The organism is Acidicapsa acidisoli, assembly GCF_025685625.1.
Taxonomy (GTDB): domain Bacteria; phylum Acidobacteriota; class Terriglobia; order Terriglobales; family Acidobacteriaceae; genus Acidicapsa; species Acidicapsa acidisoli.
The window spans coordinates 1,324,421-1,340,724 of sequence record NZ_JAGSYI010000001.1 but is presented as its reverse complement, the minus strand read 5'-3'; the positions used below and the strand labels follow the sequence as shown (position 1 = coordinate 1,340,724).

Sequence of the window (16,304 nt, the reverse complement as noted above, 5' to 3'; positions counted from 1 at the left end):
TTTCGTACTGACCCCATACAACTCCAGGGAAGATGTTTAGATTCGATCGCACATCTGCACTTCCTCTTAACATCCCCAACCGCCTCAGGAGAAAAAACAGGAATGTTGTTGTCTTTTGGCCATGATTCAATTTCCCAGTTGTTACGATTTCGAAGCAGGAATGGACTTCGCGGCACAGCGCTCGCGCTGAGCCTCCTGGTTGCCTCTGGTTTCGCCGTGCTGAACACGACGCCTACGGCATATGCGCAGACCTCGGTTACCGGTGCGCTGAGCGGCGTGGTAACCGACCAGTCCGGAGCGGTGGTTCCGGGCGCGACTGTGACCGTGGTTGATGCCGCGACCAATGCAAAGCAGACAGTGATCACGAATGAGGAAGGCCGGTACACGGCTGGCCTGCTCAAGCCGGATCAATACAAGATCAGCGCTGTGGCGTCAGGGCTGCAATCGAACACCGTTCAGGTCTCGGTGGTTCTGGGCACGACGGTTCCCGGCGACATTCAGGTGACTCCGACGGGCAATACGACGGTGGTCGATGTGAGCGCGGACACGGTGCCGCTGATCGACTCGCAGAATTCGTCGATGACAACGACCTACACCGAGCAGCAGATTCAGGAATTGCCTGCTCCGGGCGGCGATATTACGTCGGTAGCTTTCACTGCTCCGGGCGTGGTGGTGAATGCCGGTGGCTCGTATGGCAACTTCAGCTCGAATGGTCTGCCGGGCATTTCCAACCTGTTTGTGATGAACGGGTTTGACAACCAGGATCCGTTTCTTAACCTGAACAACTCGGGCAGCTCGAACCTTTCCCTGGGTCAGGGCGAACAGGCTGAAGTGACGGTGGTGCAGAATGGCTACGGCTCGCAGTATGGCCGCGCGGCTGGCGCCATTATTGAGTACACGACCAAGTCGGGCAGCAACCAGTTCCACGGAGAGGCGAACTACCTTTACAACGGAACCGCTCTGAACGCCAATGGCTGGTTCAATAATCACACGGACACACCACGGCCCCATGCGGTGTCGAATGAGTGGGCGGCCAATGTGGGCGGTCCGATTATCAAGGACAAGCTGTTCTTCTTCGCCGACTATGAGGGTCTGCGCTATGTGCTGCCTGCCAGCGGTTTTGTTTCGCTGCCAAGCCCGCAGTATGAAGCCTACGCTCTGGCCAACGTGCCCGCTACCGCGTACTCCACGTACCAGCAGATGTTCAATCTGTATAACAACTCGCAGGCGTACAAGACCGCAACACCCACACCGGGAGGCGGATGCGGAGCCTTTACCGCGGTGAGCGTTTGCGCGCTCAGCTCCTATGCCTCTGCTACGAACGAAAACCAGGAGTGGCTCTTTACCGGCCGCGCTGACTGGCACATCAGCGACAAGCACACCATTTATGGCCGCTACAAGATGGATCGTGGCACGCAGCCTACGGCAACCAGCCTGATCAATCCTTTGTTTGATGCCATGTCCGCGCAGCCTGCGTATGAAGGGCAGTTCAACGACAACTATGTGATTACGCCCAACCTGACGAACTCGGCGACGATTGCCGCCAATTGGTACGCCACCACTTTCGGGCCGACGAACATCGCGGCCTCGCAAGCAGCGCTCCCGTTCTACGCTAATTTCAGCATTGGCGCGGACGGCAGCGGCACGAACTTTGTCCCTGGCTTCACCAACCTGGGTGTACCGAACTACTATCCTCAGGGCAGAAACGTAACTCAGTACCAGCTTGTGGACGACATCAGCTGGGTCCGTGGCAAGCACAACTTCAAGTTCGGCGCGAACTTCCGCCGCGACCTGGTCTCGGACTACGACGCTCAATCGAATGTCGATTTCCCAATGCTCCAGATCGACAGTCTTGGAGATATTGCGCAAGGTACCCTCGGCACCAACAAATCGGTCTACAACGGATCCAATGTGTATCAGCAGGCGTTCACCACTGCTCCTACCGCACATCTGGCGCTCTACAACCTTGGTGTCTATGCTCAGGACGAATGGCAGGCAACGCCCAAGTTGAAGATCACCGTGGGCGCACGTGTCGACCGCACCGGCCCGCCCGCGTGCCAGAACAACTGCTTCTCGTTGTATAACGGCAATTTTCCAAATGTAGCTGGATCGGTCACCACGCCATACGGCAGCCTGATCAATCCGAACAACAATCAGGCCTTCGCGGTGGACAAGATCAACTTCCAGCCCCGCGTTGGATTCAACTACGGCCTGACTCCGAGCACTGTGATTCGCGGCGGTATCGGTCTGTTTGCCGACCTCTATCCCGCTGGGTTCCTGGATGCACCGATTCAGAACTTCCCGAACTACGACCTGCAGTCCCTGTATGCCGGCACCGTGGCGCCGGGCGGAGCGGGAAGCCTTCCCTATTACGCGACGGCGGCCAACACAGCAATCGAGCAAGGGTTTGCCACGGGAACTGTTTCCTCGATCAATACCACGCTGTATAACCAGGGCATTACCTTCAGCCCGCCGAGCCTGAATGCCGTTTTCCCGAATGGAACTCTGCATGAGCCGCAGTATCTGGAGTACAGCCTGCAGGTGCAGCACCAGTTCAACGCCCACGACAGCGTTTCGCTGGGCTATGCGGGGAACTACGGTTACAACGAACTGATTCAGAATCCCTTTTTGAACGCCAGCACCGGAATTTACTCCAGCGCACTCACGCCCAGCAATACCGGGACGTGGCTGCCGGTGCAGGGTGGGACAATTGCCGGACTGAACACGACACCGTTGGATCCAAGCTTTGGTGAAGTGAACTCCTTCACGAACAACGCACACTCCAACTACAACGGCGGCATGGTGGTCTACACGCACCAGGGGCACGGAATTACGGCGCACCTGAGCTACACCTATAGCCATGCTCTGGACACGATCTCCAATGGAGGCGTTGGAGAGTTTTACAACATCGGTTCCGTTACCAAGCAGCTCACTCCGACACTTGGAAAAGGGAACCTGAACTACTCCAATGCGGACTATGACATCCGCAACGATCTTGTCGGCGACATCGTGTACGAAGAACCGTTCAAGATGCAGAACAAGATCGCTAACTATGCAGTGAGCGGCTGGGTTATCAGCGGCAAGACCTACTACCGGTCGGGTGAGCCTTTCTCTGTGAACAATACGAATGCGATCCTTGGGTACCCGACGATCGCGTCCATCAACAATACTGAAGGCTTGACCTCGCTGATGCCGCAGGCTTTGACAGGAAGCCTGACCAACACCTGCGGCAGCAATCCTTATGGCGCGGTCAACGGTACATGCCTGGACTTTGGACAGTACGCCGCAACTCAAACGACGTTCGGCAATGTTCGCAGGAATGCGTTCTTCGGGCCTCATTACGCCGATACGGACATGACACTCATGAAGCAGTTCGTGAAGCGCGAGGGTGTTGCGTTCCAACTCGGCGCACAGGCCTACAACGTGTTTAACCATGCCAACTTCTCCAACCCGAACGCCACGCTGGGAACGGGCAGCTTTGGCACGATCACCTCTGTGCAGGCACCGCCGACGAGCCCCTATGGTTCGTTCCAGAGTGCGGCTGTAACGCAGCGTGTGCTGGTGGTTACGGGTAAGATCACCTTCTAAACCTGACAACCCTTCGGCGCTTTGCCGGAGACATGGAAAAGGGCAGCTCCTGATGGGGCTGCCCTTTTTGCATGGTGCTGACCTGCCAGTGCCGAGCGGCGCTATTTGCCTTTCGACTTTTTGGCTGCCGCTTTGACTGGGGCCTTTTTCGCTGCTTTTTTGGGTGCCGTCTTCGCTGGTTTTGGAGCGGCGCTGGCGGCAATGCTCACTGAGCTGGCTGCGTCGGGATCTTCACACTTGAGAATCGGAGGCTTGGCGCCGAGGTTATCCGCAAATTCCTTGCCCGGAATCCCGGTTGCCGTGGGAGCAAGAACGCCAACGGGCGTTGCTGCTGCTTTTTTCGCCGGCTTTGCGGCCAATTTCAGGGCCGGTTTCGCTACCACTTTTGGAGTGGATGTCTTGGCTGTGGAGTTGGCCTTCACTGCTTTGGCCGGTTTGGCTGCGGCTTTTTTGACAGCCTTCTTTGCAGGCTTCGCGGTCACTGTTGAGTCTCCTTTATTAGACGTATTCGCCGATGGGGACTTCGGTTTTGTGGCCTTGGTTGCGGGGGACTTGCCGGGTGCGACTTTCGCGGACTTCTTTGCTGCTTTCGAGGAACTGCTGCGAACGGCGCGCGTCTTCTCGGCGAGAGCGTGAGCCAGTTCTGCCTCTACCTCGGCCGAGGTGAGATTGCGGGCGGACTTGCGAAGGCGCTCAATGTCGTAGAAAGCGCGCTTTTCCGCGAGGAAGACGTGGATGACGATGTCGGTGTAGTCGAGGAGAATCCACTCGGCCTGGCGGCGGCCTTCAACCGAGGTCGCGTAGAGACCGAAGTCTTTCTTGAGACGCAATTCGATTTCATCGGCGATGGCGACGACCTGACGGTCGTTGGTGGCCGAAGTGATGAGAAAGAAGTCAGCGAGACCGGAGTCTGCGGGATCGAGTTCGAGGATGCGAGTATCTTCGCCTTTTTTATCGTCGCAGGCTGCGACGGCGACCAAGAGCTGGCGGCGGGTTTCCGGAGTTGCCATCTTATGAATAATTCTCCCTGCACCCCTGAAGAGGCACGAACCATGTTAGCAGGAAGATACATAGAAAACAGGGAAGAGGGAATAGGGAACAGGGAATAACTGCGTTGCCGGTGCTGATTCCTCCGCTGCCGCAGGTCCATTCAAGACTGCTCGTAGAGGCGGTGTTGGCGGATGTATTCGAGTACTGCGGGATCGAGGAGCTGGGGCTCGCAGCAATCACCGCCATGAACCTGGGCACGAAGCTGAGTGGCGCTGATGTCGTAGTTGAGGCCAGAGAGGATGGTGAGCTTGGAACTGTCTCCGGCAGAGTTGGTGAGGAGGTAATGGTTGGACTGGTTTGGGAGTGCTTCGAGTCTTAGATCAGGCAGCAGGTCGGCTGGAAGATGGCTCAAATCTTCTCCGGGTCGGGGGGCGACGATAAGACTGGCGAGGAAAGGAATTTCGCCGGAGCGGTACCAATGATGCATGGTTCGGAATGAGTCGGCACCCATAAGTAGATAGAGAGGGGTGTCCTCAGGTTGGGATTGCCGAAGTTTGGTCAGGGTGTCAAAGGTGTAATTTGGCGAGTTGCCGGAGGGTGCGCCGGCTGGATTCGGTGCATCGAGTAAGGAAAGTTCAAAGCCCGGCTGGTTGGCGATGGCCAGACGGGTCATTGCGACACGGTGCTCGAAGCTGGCGGAGGAGCCGGCGGGTTTGAGGGGCTGAAGGCCGACCGGTGCGAATAGAATCTGATTCAGACCAAGCGATTTCATGGCGGCACGAGCTATCGCGATGTGACCAAGGTGCGGAGGATCGAAACTGCCTCCAAAAAACGCCACACCACCGCAACCCGGCAAGACTGATTCCATGAGAATTATGGTAGCTGAAGCGGTGCATTCGCTCCTTCGGTTACCGATCCATGCATTTTTCCGCCGTATTCTCTGAAGCGGATCTGGTACGGCGGCCGGAAGCGGTTCCCCGTTCGATATGCTCAATTCATAGGCTACTCATGTCTCTGCTCTCGTGGTTCGACAATCGGACACTCTTCGGCTGCCAGTGCGTGCTTGCGATCATGTTCGCCACGCTCTTTCTCTGTATGAGCCGGGTATATCCGATGGTTCGAGGCATTCGTTCGATTAGCTTTGCATTTCTGCTGGGTATTCCTTGCACATTTCTGGCGTTGTCGCGGGGACACATTTCGGATTTTCTTTCGGTGGATATTGCCAACGTGCTGGCGGCTGGCGGCTTCATTCTTCTGTACTGCGGAGTGGTCCAATTCGTTGGTGGGAAGATCAGACTGTGGCTCGTGACGGTACCGTCGGGGCTGGCCCTTGGGGTGGTTTATTACTACAGCGAGGTACGGCCGAATATATTACCTCGCATTGTAGTCATGGGGATGATCCAGGCGCTGCTTGTTGGATTAACGGCCTGGGAACTTCTTCGGACGTCCGCAGACACCTCGTCGCGGCGTGCCAATAGAAGCACGGCTCGATTTTTCGGGATTCTTCTGACAATTCAGGCGGCGCTTTGCGTTGTACGTTCCGTGCTTTCCGTGATCCTCGGGGCTCCAAACAATCTCATGCAAGGCGATATCGTTCAGACTTCAACGATGTTGATGAATCTTGTTTATCTTGCTGTCTACGGGCTGTGTTTTCTCGCAATGGCCGGGCACGAGATGATTCAACGCAGCCAGGAGGAATCGGAGACGGACTCGCTTTCGGGTGCATTCAACCGGCGCGGCATAGAGTTAAAACTAAACGCAGAGTTAAAGCGAAGTAACCGCAGCCAGATGAAACTCAGCATCGCTTTGGTGGATGTCGATCACTTCAAATCGATCAACGACCGGTTTGGCCATGCCGCAGGAGATGAAGCAATTCGCGGGGTCTCGCTCGCAATCTCAAAGTGCCTGCGTGGAGTGGACTACCTAGGGCGATATGGAGGCGACGAATTTCTGCTCGTGTTGCCCCTGACTACGATCGACGAGGCGTCAATCGTGCTCGAACGAGTGAAACAGGTGATCGAAAGCCTTGAGATACGGGATGACTTCGGCCCTCTTACGCTGAGCATCGGTTTGACTGAGGCGAGTCCCGAGGACGACGCGGTCACTCTGATTGCGCGCGCCGACGAGGCCCTGTATATGGCAAAGAGCGATGGCCGAAATTGCATGCGGAGCAGGATGCCGCAGCGCACGTTCCCGGAGGCCGCCCGGCGAACCGATCGGGAAGCGGCGAAGATGTAAATGCGGTCGGCACTGGGCCTTGGAGTTTACTCGTTTTCGGACTGTCGGGCGTGGAATCTTCGGGCTTTCATGCGGTTGCCGCAGGTTTTCATCTCGCACCAGCGGCGGGTGTGGTTCTTGCTGGTGTCGAGAAAGAGCCAGCGGCAGGTTTCGCTGGAGCAGCAGCGGATGTGAGCGGACTGGTCGGACAGAAGGAGATCGGCTGCGGCCTGGGACAGGCGCCACCAGGGTGCGGCGATCTCACGGCTTAGGCCGGACCAGTTCCATACGAGCAGGAGGTTTCCTGCGACGAGATGGCGGCGCGCGGCGGCTTGCTTGAAGTGATCTTCAAGGGTCGCCAGGCTGGAGGCTGGGATTTCGTTGTTTTCGAGCTGGGCGTAGGCTACGGCGGCGAGGGCTTCTCGGAGGTCTCTGACTTGCCGGAGGATCGTTTCACGCTCGGCGAGGGAAGCTTCGCTGCGGCGTAGTTTCTTTGCCTGGCGGTCTGTGATGATCCCGGACTGGAGGGCGAAGCGAAGGAGGTCGTCGTAAGTGACGAGGCGCTCCTGCGGAGCGGGCGGGCCGAAACGGTGATCGACTGTGTTGACGAGGTCGAGCGCGACGTGGCCTGCGATCAGCTCGAATGGTTTGACGTGGGCATTCTCCGCTTGCGGCATCTGCTTCTATAACCTTCTATTTTTATTTTACAGGTTATATACGTCTGCTGTATAGTTTAACCAGTCATGAGCACTTTACTGGTTATAGATACGCCTCTTCGCGAACGGATGAACTACCGTTTGATTCTCGCATTCTTCGCGATTTATGTGATTTGGGGATCGACATTTCTGGCGATACGGATTGCGGTTCTGCTGGTGCCACCGTGGCTGTGCGCGGGGATTCGATTCTTTACCGCGGGGACGATTCTGTTTGTGTTCGCGCGGCTGCGAGGGACTCCGTGGCCGACGCTGCGGGAGTGGCGGAGCCTGGGGATCATTGGCGTGCTGATGTTCTCGGCGACGTATGGGGCGCTGTTCTGGGGTGAGCAGTTTGTGCCTTCCGGGATCACCTCGGTGCTGGAGGCTACGCTGCCGCTGATGACTGTGCTGCTCGAGGTTTTTGTGCTGCGGCAGCAGAGGTTTCGCTGGAGCGCAATGTTGGCAGTTGCGGTGGGATTCTCCGGCGTGGCGCTGATGACGCTGAGGGATGGAAAACAGGCGTTTGGGGTTGTTCCGTGCCTGGTGATCCTGGGTGGTTCGCTGAGCTGGTCGCTGGGGGCTGTGCTTTCCCGGTCGCTGGTGATGCCGGAGTCCAGGGTGATTACGGCTGGGGCGGAGATGATGCTGGGAGGGGGACTGCTGCTGGTGCTTTCGCTGGTTTCGGGCGAGCTGCATCCGTTTCCTGCCATTCCGCTGAAGGCCGGGCTAGCGCTGGTCTATCTGATTGTTGCGGGGTCGCTGATCGGGTTTACGGCGTTTGTGTGGCTACTGGGGCGGATGCCGGCCAGCCGCGTCGCGAGTCATGCGTATGTGAATCCGATTGTGGCCATTGCGCTGGGCTATTTTGTGGCTTCGGAGGCGATTACTCCGCGGACCCTCCTTGGAGCCGGGCTGGTGCTGGGGAGTGTTGTGCTGACGATGCGCGGTAAGTGGTCAGCTTGAAAATAGGCTAACCCTCAGGGCCTAAAGCCCTCTAATCTTGTATCGCTTAATGTACGGGCTAAAGCCCGTACCTTTCAAACTGACCCACTACGCGATGCGGCAGCGTTGACGAAGGGCTGGTAGGATTTCTAGCTATGCGATATCTGATTGCTCTTCTGGCGTTGGCGGGGGTGGTGGTGGCGGGACTGGCGCTGCACGTTCATTACTCGACGGATACTCAGCCCTGCTCGATCAATGAGAAGTGGGATTGCGGGATTGTGAACCATTCGCCGTATGCGGTGGTTGGGCCGGTGCCGGTGGCGGCGATTGGGATTGCCGGTTACGCGATGATGCTGGTGCTGGCGCTGGCGCGGCGGAAGCGGCTGGTGTTGGCTGCGGCGGTGACGGGTTTGGGGTTTTCGCTGTATCTGACGCATATTGAGAAAGATGTTCTTCTGGTTTGGTGCGTGTACTGCGTTACTTCGCTGGGGATTATTTCGCTGATTACTCTGGCGGCGCTGGGATGGCTGTTTTTGGTGCGGAAGAGGGTTGCATGATTGAGTTGAGTCGGAGGCTTTTGGCGGCGATTGATGCGGCTGAGCCGCGATTGCGTGTGGTGAGTGAGGCTGAAAGCCTGGTTCCGCTGCTGGCGGGTGGGTGGTCGCGTAAGCAGTTACTCGGACATTTGATTGATTCGGCTTCGAATAACCATCAGCGGTTTGTGCGGGCTTTGCTCGCGGAGGCGCTGGAGTTTCCCAGATACGATCAGGATGGGAATATTCGCGTACAGGCGGTGCAGGAGACGGATTGGTTGCTGCTGGTTTCGCTTTGGGCGAGTTATAACCGGTATCTGGCGCATGTGATTGCGCGGATTCCGGCGGGTAAGTTAGAGACGGTTTGCCGGATTGGGGCGGGTGAGCCGGTTACTTTGCGTTTTCTGGCTGAGGATTATCTGGGGCATCTGGTGCATCATCTTGGGCAGATTGGGTTGGGTTAGGTTTGGATATCCTATTCTCGTCTTTGTTGGCACAGAAAATACAAAGAGGATTGAATCTACTCGGCTTTTGTTGTCAGGGAGGAGAGAACATGAGCGGGGGATCGGGCAATCGTCAGAATTCAACTCCACTTACCAGATAGACAAAGCCACCGAGCGCCATAAAGTAAATCGAGGCAAGGGTCAGCCACCATCGCACCGGCCCCTTTCGCATGAGTGCGCATGGTAGTGCGAGGAGGAAGAACAGAAGCTCGAATCCGGAAACCAATTCGATTGCGCCGCGCTCGATCCTGCCGATACCGAAGGAAAACATCACGACAAGGAGCAGCACCTGCATGGTTACGGCGAATACGCTTAGCAAGGCAATCGTCTCTGACCGTCCGCAAACCTTTACGGCACGCATTTCCTTGTCGGTCCAGGCCCAGGCGTAGACAAGACCCACGATGGCCATGAACGTAATTGGAAGCGTTGCAAGGAGCATAAGACACCGTGCGCTCTAATCCCAGTTCGTTTCCTTCCCGAATCGCGCGCAATTCGACCCTCAAATGTACACCTGATTTGCTGCCGGCTGCGAGGAAGTTTGCGGAGATTGGTGCCGATTATGCCGAGTGGGGTGGGGATTGATGGTCTCCCACCCATTTCGCGATGAGGATGCGCGATGGATGGGGCACCCGGCCTTTCGGTTTATCGAGGGAATGACAGACAGAAAGGCAACGGCAGAGCGATTTACATCGATATCGTCGCTAACCGACGCTGTAAGAAGCGCTTCTCCGGCAGGGTGCAGTCGCACTCCAGCGCCGCTGAAAACGCCGCCCTCGCTTCCTCCAGCCGTCCAAGCGCTGCCAGCACATGGCCTTGTGTTGCGGGAAGCAGATGATACTTCTGCAAGGCATTGTTTCCTGCGAGAGGTGTCAATGCAGCCAGGGCCGCCTCCGCGCCATGCACCTTCATAACGACAACCGCGCGATTCAGTGCTACAACCGGTGAATCCGTCATCTCCATAAGCTGGTCATAGTGCTCAAGTATGGACACCCAGTCAATCTCTGTCGAACTGGCGGCGCTCGCATAGATTGACGCGATGGCAGCCTGGACATGCCACTCGGAGATCTCGTCTCCAGCGATGGATCGGTCGAAGTACGAAAAACCGATTGCGATTAGTTCATCGTCCCACAGGTTGCGGTCCTGCTCCTCCAATAAAACGAGATCTCCGGCCGCGTCCGTGCGTGCAGGCAGGCGTGCCGCCTGTAACGCCATCAATGCGACGAGGGCATCGACCCGCGGAGCACCCATCGAAGAGGACGCAACCAGCCTTCCCAAGCGCAGAGCTTCCAGGCAGACATCGGCACGGATGAGGTCTTCCCCGGCATGTGCGGCATAGCCCCCGCTGAACATCAGGTAAATCACCTTGAGCACTGAGTTGACTCTCTGCTCGAGCTGACCGTTGGAAGGCATGGTCAGCGCCAGCTTTTGTTCGCGAATCAGCCGTTTTGCTCTCACCAAACGTTGCGCAATCGTAGCTGGCTCGGAGAAGAAGATGCGGGCGATCTCCTCCTTGCTGAATCCGCCAACAAGTTTCAGGCTTAGCGCTACCTGCGCATCCGGGACAAGCTTTGGATGGCAACACATAAAAACCATACGCAGTTCATCGTCGCGCAGGCTTTGCTCTGCATCAAGATCCAATATGGGCTGGGCGCCACTTTCAAGAGCCGCAATCAGCGCATCGGCCTTGCCGTTGAAAACACCACTCCGCCGGACCGACGAGATTGCATAGTTATGCGCGGTGCGAAAGAGCCAGGCCTCGGGCTTTGGAGGAATCCCCTGGAATGGCCAGGTCTGCACGGCGCGGAGCATGGCCTCTTGTGCGGCATCTTCCGCGAGTTGAAGATGGGCCGAACCAAGCAGTCCCGCGAGCCAGGCAACAATCCGTCCAGACTCTCGGCGGAATAGATGCTCCAGCAACACAGGACTGCCTGATTCTTGCATCGAAGACGCTCCTATGCGTTGTAGACCATGACCTGGCGAATCTCAACGGTGCCGAGACCGATATGAGGGTTGTCGAGAGAGAGCTTGACGGCTTCGTCATAGTCAGCCGCTTCAATGGTGTAGAACCCGCCCATCACTTCTGCCGACTCGCTAAATGGACCTTCGGTCACGCTCACGTCGTCACCCTTCGCCCGGATCACCCGGCCTGTATCCCGAACCAGCCCCGCGCCGCCTACGACGAAGGGCTTGTTTCGCCAGGCGAGATATTTTTCGACTTTCTTCTGCATCTCTTCGGGGCTCAACTTCTTCCAGGCTTCGCCGTTACTGTGTAGCAAGAGTACGTATTGTGGCATCCGATTCTCCTCTTCCCGCTTCGTTAAGCGTACATCTGCACCAATAACGAATATGCCTGTCGAAAATCGACAAACTTTTCGGCGGCTTGCCGAAAAACCGATGGATAGCGGATAGACGGAAGCGATTTGTGATATCCCACCCTTGACGCAAAGTGCGCGTCAAGGACGGGCCACGCGCCGAGCTTGATTCACGCAATAGAAGGATCAAGCACTGCTGTCCGTGTTACAGAGATAACGCTGATGTCATCTTCCTGGCCGAAGCTCTGGGCCGCGCTGGCCACTTCTGATGCCTTGGTTACGGTGCGTAACAGGTCGCGAATACGCTCGAAGCCAAACAATTGTCCCTTCGCGTCCGTGGCCTCGACAATCCCGTCTGACATCAGCACCAGCTTGTCGCCGTCCTCCAGTTGAAAGTGCATCACGGAAAACTCTGCGCCTTCGATAATACCCAGCGGCAGAGCACCCTCCATCGTTATCGGTTCTCCGTTTAGGTAGGGAGGCAGGTGGCCAGCATTGGCCAGTGTCACCTCGCCATCCTTCGCAATGCGGAGTGAGACGCATGTTGCCTGGACGTCGCCACGTCCCAGGAGGCGAAGGTTCAGTTCTCTCAGCACAGCAAGCGGATCGGGACTGAATCGGACCGCCGTGCGGATCGCCCCTACCAGGACCGCGACCAGCATCCCGGCCTTCAGCCCCTACATAATCCCGCAATACGGGCGGGGCTTTAGCCCCTGAGGGTTGCCATTTCCTCAAATTGACCCACTAAGAGCCGTCGAGATTCCCAGACAAACCCAGACAAATCCTGACAAGCCCCGGCTAGCGGAGTATATTGATGTGTTTTCCCCTGGGCCCGCGCGTTCTCCATTAGGAGAACTAGAATCCTGTAGTCTGAACGGTCAAGATGTTCACAAACGCGCCCAAACCAACCCTCATCGTCCACGGCGGAGCCTGGGCCATTCCCCCTGAAATGGCCGCCGACCACCAGGCCGGCGTAGCCCAGGCCCTCAAAACCGGCCACGCCATCCTCAACTGGGGCGGCACCGCCACCGACGCCGTCGAAGCAGCCGTCACCATCCTTGAAGACGACCCCACTTTCGACGCCGGACTCGGCAGCTTTCTCACTTCGAAAGGTTCCGTGCAGCTCGACGCCCTGCTCATGGACGGAGCAACCCTCCGCGCCGGCGGCGTAGCCTGCGTCGAACGCCTTCGCAACCCCATCCAGGCCGCTCGTCTCGTCCTCGACAAGAGCCCTCACATCTACTTCGTCGGCGCCGGCGCCGAAGCCTTCGCCGCCAGCCACGGTATGCCTCTGATCAACAACCGCGAGCTGGTCCTCGAACGGGAACGCATCCGCCTCAGAGATGCCCAGATGCGTCTCTCTTTAGGCCTCACCGACATCACCTTCAGCGGTCCCCTGTCCCACGACGACAAGAGCTCCGAAACTCCTGCCGACGAATCGCCAAGTCTTGGCTTCGAGAGCCACGACACAGTCGGCGCCGTCGCCCTCGACCAATACGGCAACCTCGCCGCAGGCACCTCTACCGGAGGCACCCTCAACAAAGCTCCCGGCCGCGTCGGCGACAGCTCCCTGATCGGCTGCGGCTGCTACGCCGACAACGAATCCGCCGCCGTATCCCTCACCGGCTGGGGCGAACCCATCATGAAGCTCGTCCTCGGCAAATGGGCCACAGACCGAGTCGCCCAGGGAGCAACCCCGGAAGTAGCCGCAAAAGAAGCCATCGCCTATCTCTACAAGCGATTGGGTGGCCACGGCGGCATCATCCTGCTCGGCCCCGACGGTCAATGTGGCATAGCTCACAACACGCCCGGCATGGCTTGGGGCATAGCCAACAGCCAGGGCCTCCGCACCGGCCTTACCGTCTGACCCCGGCGTGTTCCGGTGCACTCCCTAACGCACTCCCTCAAAAGACGCATTCCAACCACCGCTCAAAAATTCCCGTCTGACATAAATTCCGCGTTAAATTGGAATAACACCCCCAAAAACAAGCCATGCCCGAGCCGACGTCTCAGTTGCCGACCAAGCCGTTCCTCATCCCCGCACCGCCGGCCCTGCGCCTGATTAAGAAGCACCCTACGGCGACCCGCTGGATGCACTGGCTCAACTTCCCTTTGCTCTTCCTCATGATCTACAGCGGACTCATGATCTACTGGGCTGACTCCATCCCGGGCCAGGGCGGCAAGCATCAGGTCTACCGCATCGGCTTCGGCTCCTTCACTCTCTTCCGCCTCTTTCCGGACAAGTTCTACAGCCTCCTTCGCATCCCCCATCACTTTCCCCAGGGCCTCGGACTGCACGCCCTCGGCATGTGGTTCTTCACCGTCAACGGCATTGCGTACTTCCTTTTTCTAGCCATTTCCGGCCAATGGCGTCATATTCTCCCCGACCGCAAAGCGTTCACCCAGCTCGCCGCCACCATCCGCGCAGAGCTAACCGGCCGCCACCTGCCTCACTCCGGCATGAAGTACAACCCCGCCCAGCGGCTCGCTTACACCATGGTTATGCTCATGGGCGCGGGTTCCGTCCTCACTGGCGCAGCCATCTGGAAACCCACCTCCCTGCACCTCATCACAACCCTATGCGGCGGATACCAGACCGCCCGCTGGCTTCACTTCTGGCTCACCATCGGCTTCTGCCTCTTCTTCGTTGCCCATGTCGTTCACGTCTTTCGCGCTGGCTGGAACAATCTGCGCTCCATGATTACCGGATTCGAAATCACCAGAAACCAAATCACTTCCGCCGAAGACGTTCCCATCCCCGCGCAGAGGCTTATCAAATGAGCCAAGATTCAACGAGCCAAGATTCGACGAGATTAGTCCGGCCCACCCTCGACGCCGAAATCGCCCTCCGCACCCGCCGCAGCCTCCTCACTGGCGCCGTCACCCTGGCCGCAGCCGCCATTGGCCTGCGCCTATGGAACCGCGGACCCAAGATCGGTGGCATGTACCGGCCTCTCCGCTCCGCCTTTAACTTCAACAGCGCCGTTTCCGGAAAAATCCTCGGCAAAACCGCCCTAGCCCCTACGTATCCAGCGACCAGCGCCGTAAAAAGGCCATTCCCCAACGGCCCGCTCGGCCTCCGCATGGATCTCGATCCAGCAAGCTGGCGACTCCAGCTCACCGGCCTCCACCAACCCCAGAATCACCCTGCCTTCGTCGCCGACGTGGCCTCATGGCAGTACCGCTACCAGCCATCCTTCACCCAACAAGCCAGCAAAGCAGACAGCGCCTTCGACGATCAACCTCTCGACCTGACCGGAAACATGACTGAAGACAACGTCAAACTCTCCACCATCGGCCCCGGCCCCGCCAAAAACGGCCAGAACGCCAACCCCCAGCCACCACCCCCGCGCCCATCCGGCCCCGGTCTGCTCCTCACCATGACAGACCTAAAGTGCCTTCCCTTCGTCGAACAAACCACCGAATTCAAATGCGTCGAAGGCTGGAGCCAGATCGTCACTTACGGCGGCGTCCGCTTCCGCGACTTCTTCGAGGCCTATCTGCCCCTCTGCAACGCCGACGGATCACTGCCGCGCTACGCCGCCCTGGCCACCCCCGATGGCACGTACTACAGCGGATTCGAACTCGCAGACTTGCTCCATCCTCAAACCCTTCTCTGCTACCAAATGAGCCGGCAAGATCTCACCCCGGCCCACGGCGCGCCCCTTCGCCTCGCCATGCCCCTCAAATACGGCTACAAACAGATCAAACAGATCGCCAGCATCACCTACTCCAACACCAAACCCGCCGACTACTGGGGCAGCCACTCCTACGACTGGGACGGCGGCCTCTAATCACGCTGCCAGCCAATGCGCAAAGGCAAAGCAGGTGATAGATCCATAGCCTGTCGCGAATCCGGAAAGCTAGCGGCTAAGAGCTGGAAGCTGAAAGCTGCCCTTCCTGAAATAATCCAATCATGCTGATCCTCGCCTCAGCCTCACCCCGCCGCCGCGAACTCCTGAACCAGGCCGGTTTCGAATTCCAAGTCCATCCCGCCCACATCCCCGAAGAACTTCACCTCAACGAAGACCCCATTGCCTACGTAACCCGTCTGGCCCGTGAAAAGGCCGAAGCCGTCTACGCCAAACTCGCCGAACCAACCGCTATCGTCCTCGGCGCTGACACCACCGTCACACTCGACAACCACATCCTCGGCAAACCCGAAAACCCGGAAGACGCCGCCCGCATGTTGCGACTCCTCTCCGGCCGCACCCACCGCGTCATTACGGGCGTAGCCCTCGTCTCTGCAACTCAAACCCAGGTAGCCGCCGAAGTCACCGCAGTCCAGTTCCTCACTCTCTCCGAACAGGAAATTGCCGACTACATCGCCACCAGCGAGCCCAACGACAAAGCCGGAGCCTACGCCATCCAGGGCCGAGCCGCCCGCTGGATCCCCCGCATCGAAGGCTGCTACTTCAATGTAGTCGGCCTGCCGATCTCGCTCGTCTCCACCCTCCTCCAATCCATATAAGCCTGGAAGATGATCCCAGAAGTCTGGGTGCCCCATCCTTGGCATGTTCTTCG

General features: G+C 58.0%; 16 protein-coding genes. 9 read left to right on the top strand and 7 right to left on the bottom strand.

Features of this window, described 5'->3' with window-relative positions; translation table 11 throughout:
- The first annotated feature begins 102 nt into the window (after positions 1-102).
- Positions 103-3,588, top strand: coding sequence for a TonB-dependent receptor (locus OHL23_RS05330; protein ID WP_263350731.1), 3,486 nt, complete (start codon positions 103-105; stop codon positions 3,586-3,588).
- 101 nt (positions 3,589-3,689) lie between these two features.
- Here the strand turns inward: OHL23_RS05330 and rsfS are convergent, their stop codons facing one another.
- Positions 3,690-4,598, bottom strand: coding sequence for a ribosome silencing factor (gene rsfS / locus OHL23_RS05325; RefSeq protein WP_263350730.1), 909 nt, complete (start codon positions 4,596-4,598; stop codon positions 3,690-3,692).
- 140 nt (positions 4,599-4,738) lie between these two features.
- Entirely contained in the window at positions 4,739-5,434 is a 696-nt protein-coding gene (nadD, locus tag OHL23_RS05320) for a nicotinate (nicotinamide) nucleotide adenylyltransferase (RefSeq protein WP_263350729.1), read from the bottom strand.
- Between the two features lie 152 nt (positions 5,435-5,586).
- On the opposite strand from nadD, the gene OHL23_RS05315 reads away from it, so the two are divergent.
- On the top strand, positions 5,587-6,816 hold the full coding sequence (locus OHL23_RS05315; RefSeq protein WP_263350728.1) for a GGDEF domain-containing protein: 1,230 nt from the start codon (positions 5,587-5,589) through the stop codon (positions 6,814-6,816).
- A 26-nt stretch (positions 6,817-6,842) separates the two neighbouring features.
- Here the strand turns inward: OHL23_RS05315 and OHL23_RS05310 are convergent, their stop codons facing one another.
- Positions 6,843-7,472, bottom strand: a complete 630-nt coding sequence (locus tag OHL23_RS05310) for a CGNR zinc finger domain-containing protein (RefSeq protein ID WP_263350727.1) — start codon at positions 7,470-7,472, stop codon at positions 6,843-6,845.
- Positions 7,473-7,538: 66 nt separating this feature from the next.
- Between OHL23_RS05310 and OHL23_RS05305 the strand changes: the two genes are divergently transcribed.
- From OHL23_RS05305 to OHL23_RS05295, 3 genes are all read left to right on the top strand, one after another.
- The gene (locus OHL23_RS05305; protein WP_263350726.1) at positions 7,539-8,453 is read left to right on the top strand and encodes an EamA family transporter; all 915 of its coding nucleotides are present in this window, start codon (positions 7,539-7,541) and stop codon (positions 8,451-8,453) included.
- A 134-nt stretch (positions 8,454-8,587) separates the two neighbouring features.
- Entirely contained in the window at positions 8,588-8,989 is a 402-nt protein-coding gene (locus OHL23_RS05300; RefSeq protein ID WP_263350725.1) for a vitamin K epoxide reductase family protein, read from the top strand.
- Positions 8,986-9,429 (top strand): DinB family protein, encoded by a 444-nt coding sequence (locus tag OHL23_RS05295; RefSeq protein ID WP_263350724.1) that lies wholly within the window; start codon positions 8,986-8,988, stop codon positions 9,427-9,429. Before OHL23_RS05300 ends, OHL23_RS05295 begins: the two co-directional genes overlap by 4 nt.
- A 112-nt stretch (positions 9,430-9,541) precedes the next feature.
- Here the strand turns inward: OHL23_RS05295 and OHL23_RS05290 are convergent, their stop codons facing one another.
- From OHL23_RS05290 to OHL23_RS05275, 4 genes are all read right to left on the bottom strand, one after another.
- Positions 9,542-9,907 (bottom strand): hypothetical protein, encoded by a 366-nt coding sequence (locus OHL23_RS05290; RefSeq protein ID WP_263350723.1) that lies wholly within the window; start codon positions 9,905-9,907, stop codon positions 9,542-9,544.
- A 245-nt stretch (positions 9,908-10,152) separates the two neighbouring features.
- A complete protein-coding gene (locus OHL23_RS05285; protein ID WP_263350722.1) occupies positions 10,153-11,409 on the bottom strand; it encodes an RNA polymerase sigma factor in 1,257 nt (418 codons plus the stop codon).
- Positions 11,410-11,420: 11 nt separating this feature from the next.
- Positions 11,421-11,762 (bottom strand): YciI family protein, encoded by a 342-nt coding sequence (locus OHL23_RS05280; RefSeq protein ID WP_263350721.1) that lies wholly within the window; start codon positions 11,760-11,762, stop codon positions 11,421-11,423.
- 188 nt (positions 11,763-11,950) lie between these two features.
- Positions 11,951-12,454, bottom strand: coding sequence for a PP2C family protein-serine/threonine phosphatase (locus tag OHL23_RS05275; RefSeq protein ID WP_317891670.1), 504 nt, complete (start codon positions 12,452-12,454; stop codon positions 11,951-11,953).
- 209 nt (positions 12,455-12,663) lie between these two features.
- On the opposite strand from OHL23_RS05275, the gene OHL23_RS05270 reads away from it, so the two are divergent.
- The 4 genes from OHL23_RS05270 to OHL23_RS05255 all read left to right on the top strand — a co-directional run bounded on the left by OHL23_RS05270 (position 12,664) and on the right by OHL23_RS05255 (position 16,251).
- Positions 12,664-13,647, top strand: coding sequence for an isoaspartyl peptidase/L-asparaginase (locus OHL23_RS05270; protein WP_263350719.1), 984 nt, complete (start codon positions 12,664-12,666; stop codon positions 13,645-13,647).
- A 125-nt stretch (positions 13,648-13,772) separates the two neighbouring features.
- Positions 13,773-14,561, top strand: a complete 789-nt coding sequence (locus OHL23_RS05265; RefSeq protein WP_263350718.1) for a cytochrome b/b6 domain-containing protein — start codon at positions 13,773-13,775, stop codon at positions 14,559-14,561.
- Entirely contained in the window at positions 14,558-15,574 is a 1,017-nt protein-coding gene (locus OHL23_RS05260) for a molybdopterin-dependent oxidoreductase (protein ID WP_263350717.1), read from the top strand. Before OHL23_RS05265 ends, OHL23_RS05260 begins: the two co-directional genes overlap by 4 nt.
- A 122-nt stretch (positions 15,575-15,696) precedes the next feature.
- Positions 15,697-16,251, top strand: coding sequence for a Maf family protein (locus tag OHL23_RS05255; RefSeq protein WP_263350716.1), 555 nt, complete (start codon positions 15,697-15,699; stop codon positions 16,249-16,251).
- The last annotated feature ends 53 nt before the right edge of the window (positions 16,252-16,304 follow it).

Coding starts and splice junctions, on each gene's coding strand:
- OHL23_RS05305 (WP_263350726.1), top strand. CDS start 7,539: ATGAGCACTTTACTGGTTATAGATACGCCTCTTCGCGAACGGATGAAC.
- OHL23_RS05330 (WP_263350731.1), top strand. CDS start 103: ATGTTGTTGTCTTTTGGCCATGATTCAATTTCCCAGTTGTTACGATTT.
- OHL23_RS05310 (WP_263350727.1), bottom strand. CDS start 7,472: ATGCCGCAAGCGGAGAATGCCCACGTCAAACCATTCGAGCTGATCGCA.
- OHL23_RS05260 (WP_263350717.1), top strand. CDS start 14,558: ATGAGCCAAGATTCAACGAGCCAAGATTCGACGAGATTAGTCCGGCCC.
- OHL23_RS05280 (WP_263350721.1), bottom strand. CDS start 11,762: ATGCCACAATACGTACTCTTGCTACACAGTAACGGCGAAGCCTGGAAG.
- OHL23_RS05270 (WP_263350719.1), top strand. CDS start 12,664: ATGTTCACAAACGCGCCCAAACCAACCCTCATCGTCCACGGCGGAGCC.
- OHL23_RS05315 (WP_263350728.1), top strand. CDS start 5,587: ATGTCTCTGCTCTCGTGGTTCGACAATCGGACACTCTTCGGCTGCCAG.
- OHL23_RS05295 (WP_263350724.1), top strand. CDS start 8,986: ATGATTGAGTTGAGTCGGAGGCTTTTGGCGGCGATTGATGCGGCTGAG.
- rsfS (WP_263350730.1), bottom strand. CDS start 4,598: ATGGCAACTCCGGAAACCCGCCGCCAGCTCTTGGTCGCCGTCGCAGCC.
- OHL23_RS05285 (WP_263350722.1), bottom strand. CDS start 11,409: ATGCAAGAATCAGGCAGTCCTGTGTTGCTGGAGCATCTATTCCGCCGA.
- OHL23_RS05290 (WP_263350723.1), bottom strand. CDS start 9,907: ATGCTCCTTGCAACGCTTCCAATTACGTTCATGGCCATCGTGGGTCTT.
- OHL23_RS05300 (WP_263350725.1), top strand. CDS start 8,588: ATGCGATATCTGATTGCTCTTCTGGCGTTGGCGGGGGTGGTGGTGGCG.
- OHL23_RS05265 (WP_263350718.1), top strand. CDS start 13,773: ATGCCCGAGCCGACGTCTCAGTTGCCGACCAAGCCGTTCCTCATCCCC.
- OHL23_RS05255 (WP_263350716.1), top strand. CDS start 15,697: ATGCTGATCCTCGCCTCAGCCTCACCCCGCCGCCGCGAACTCCTGAAC.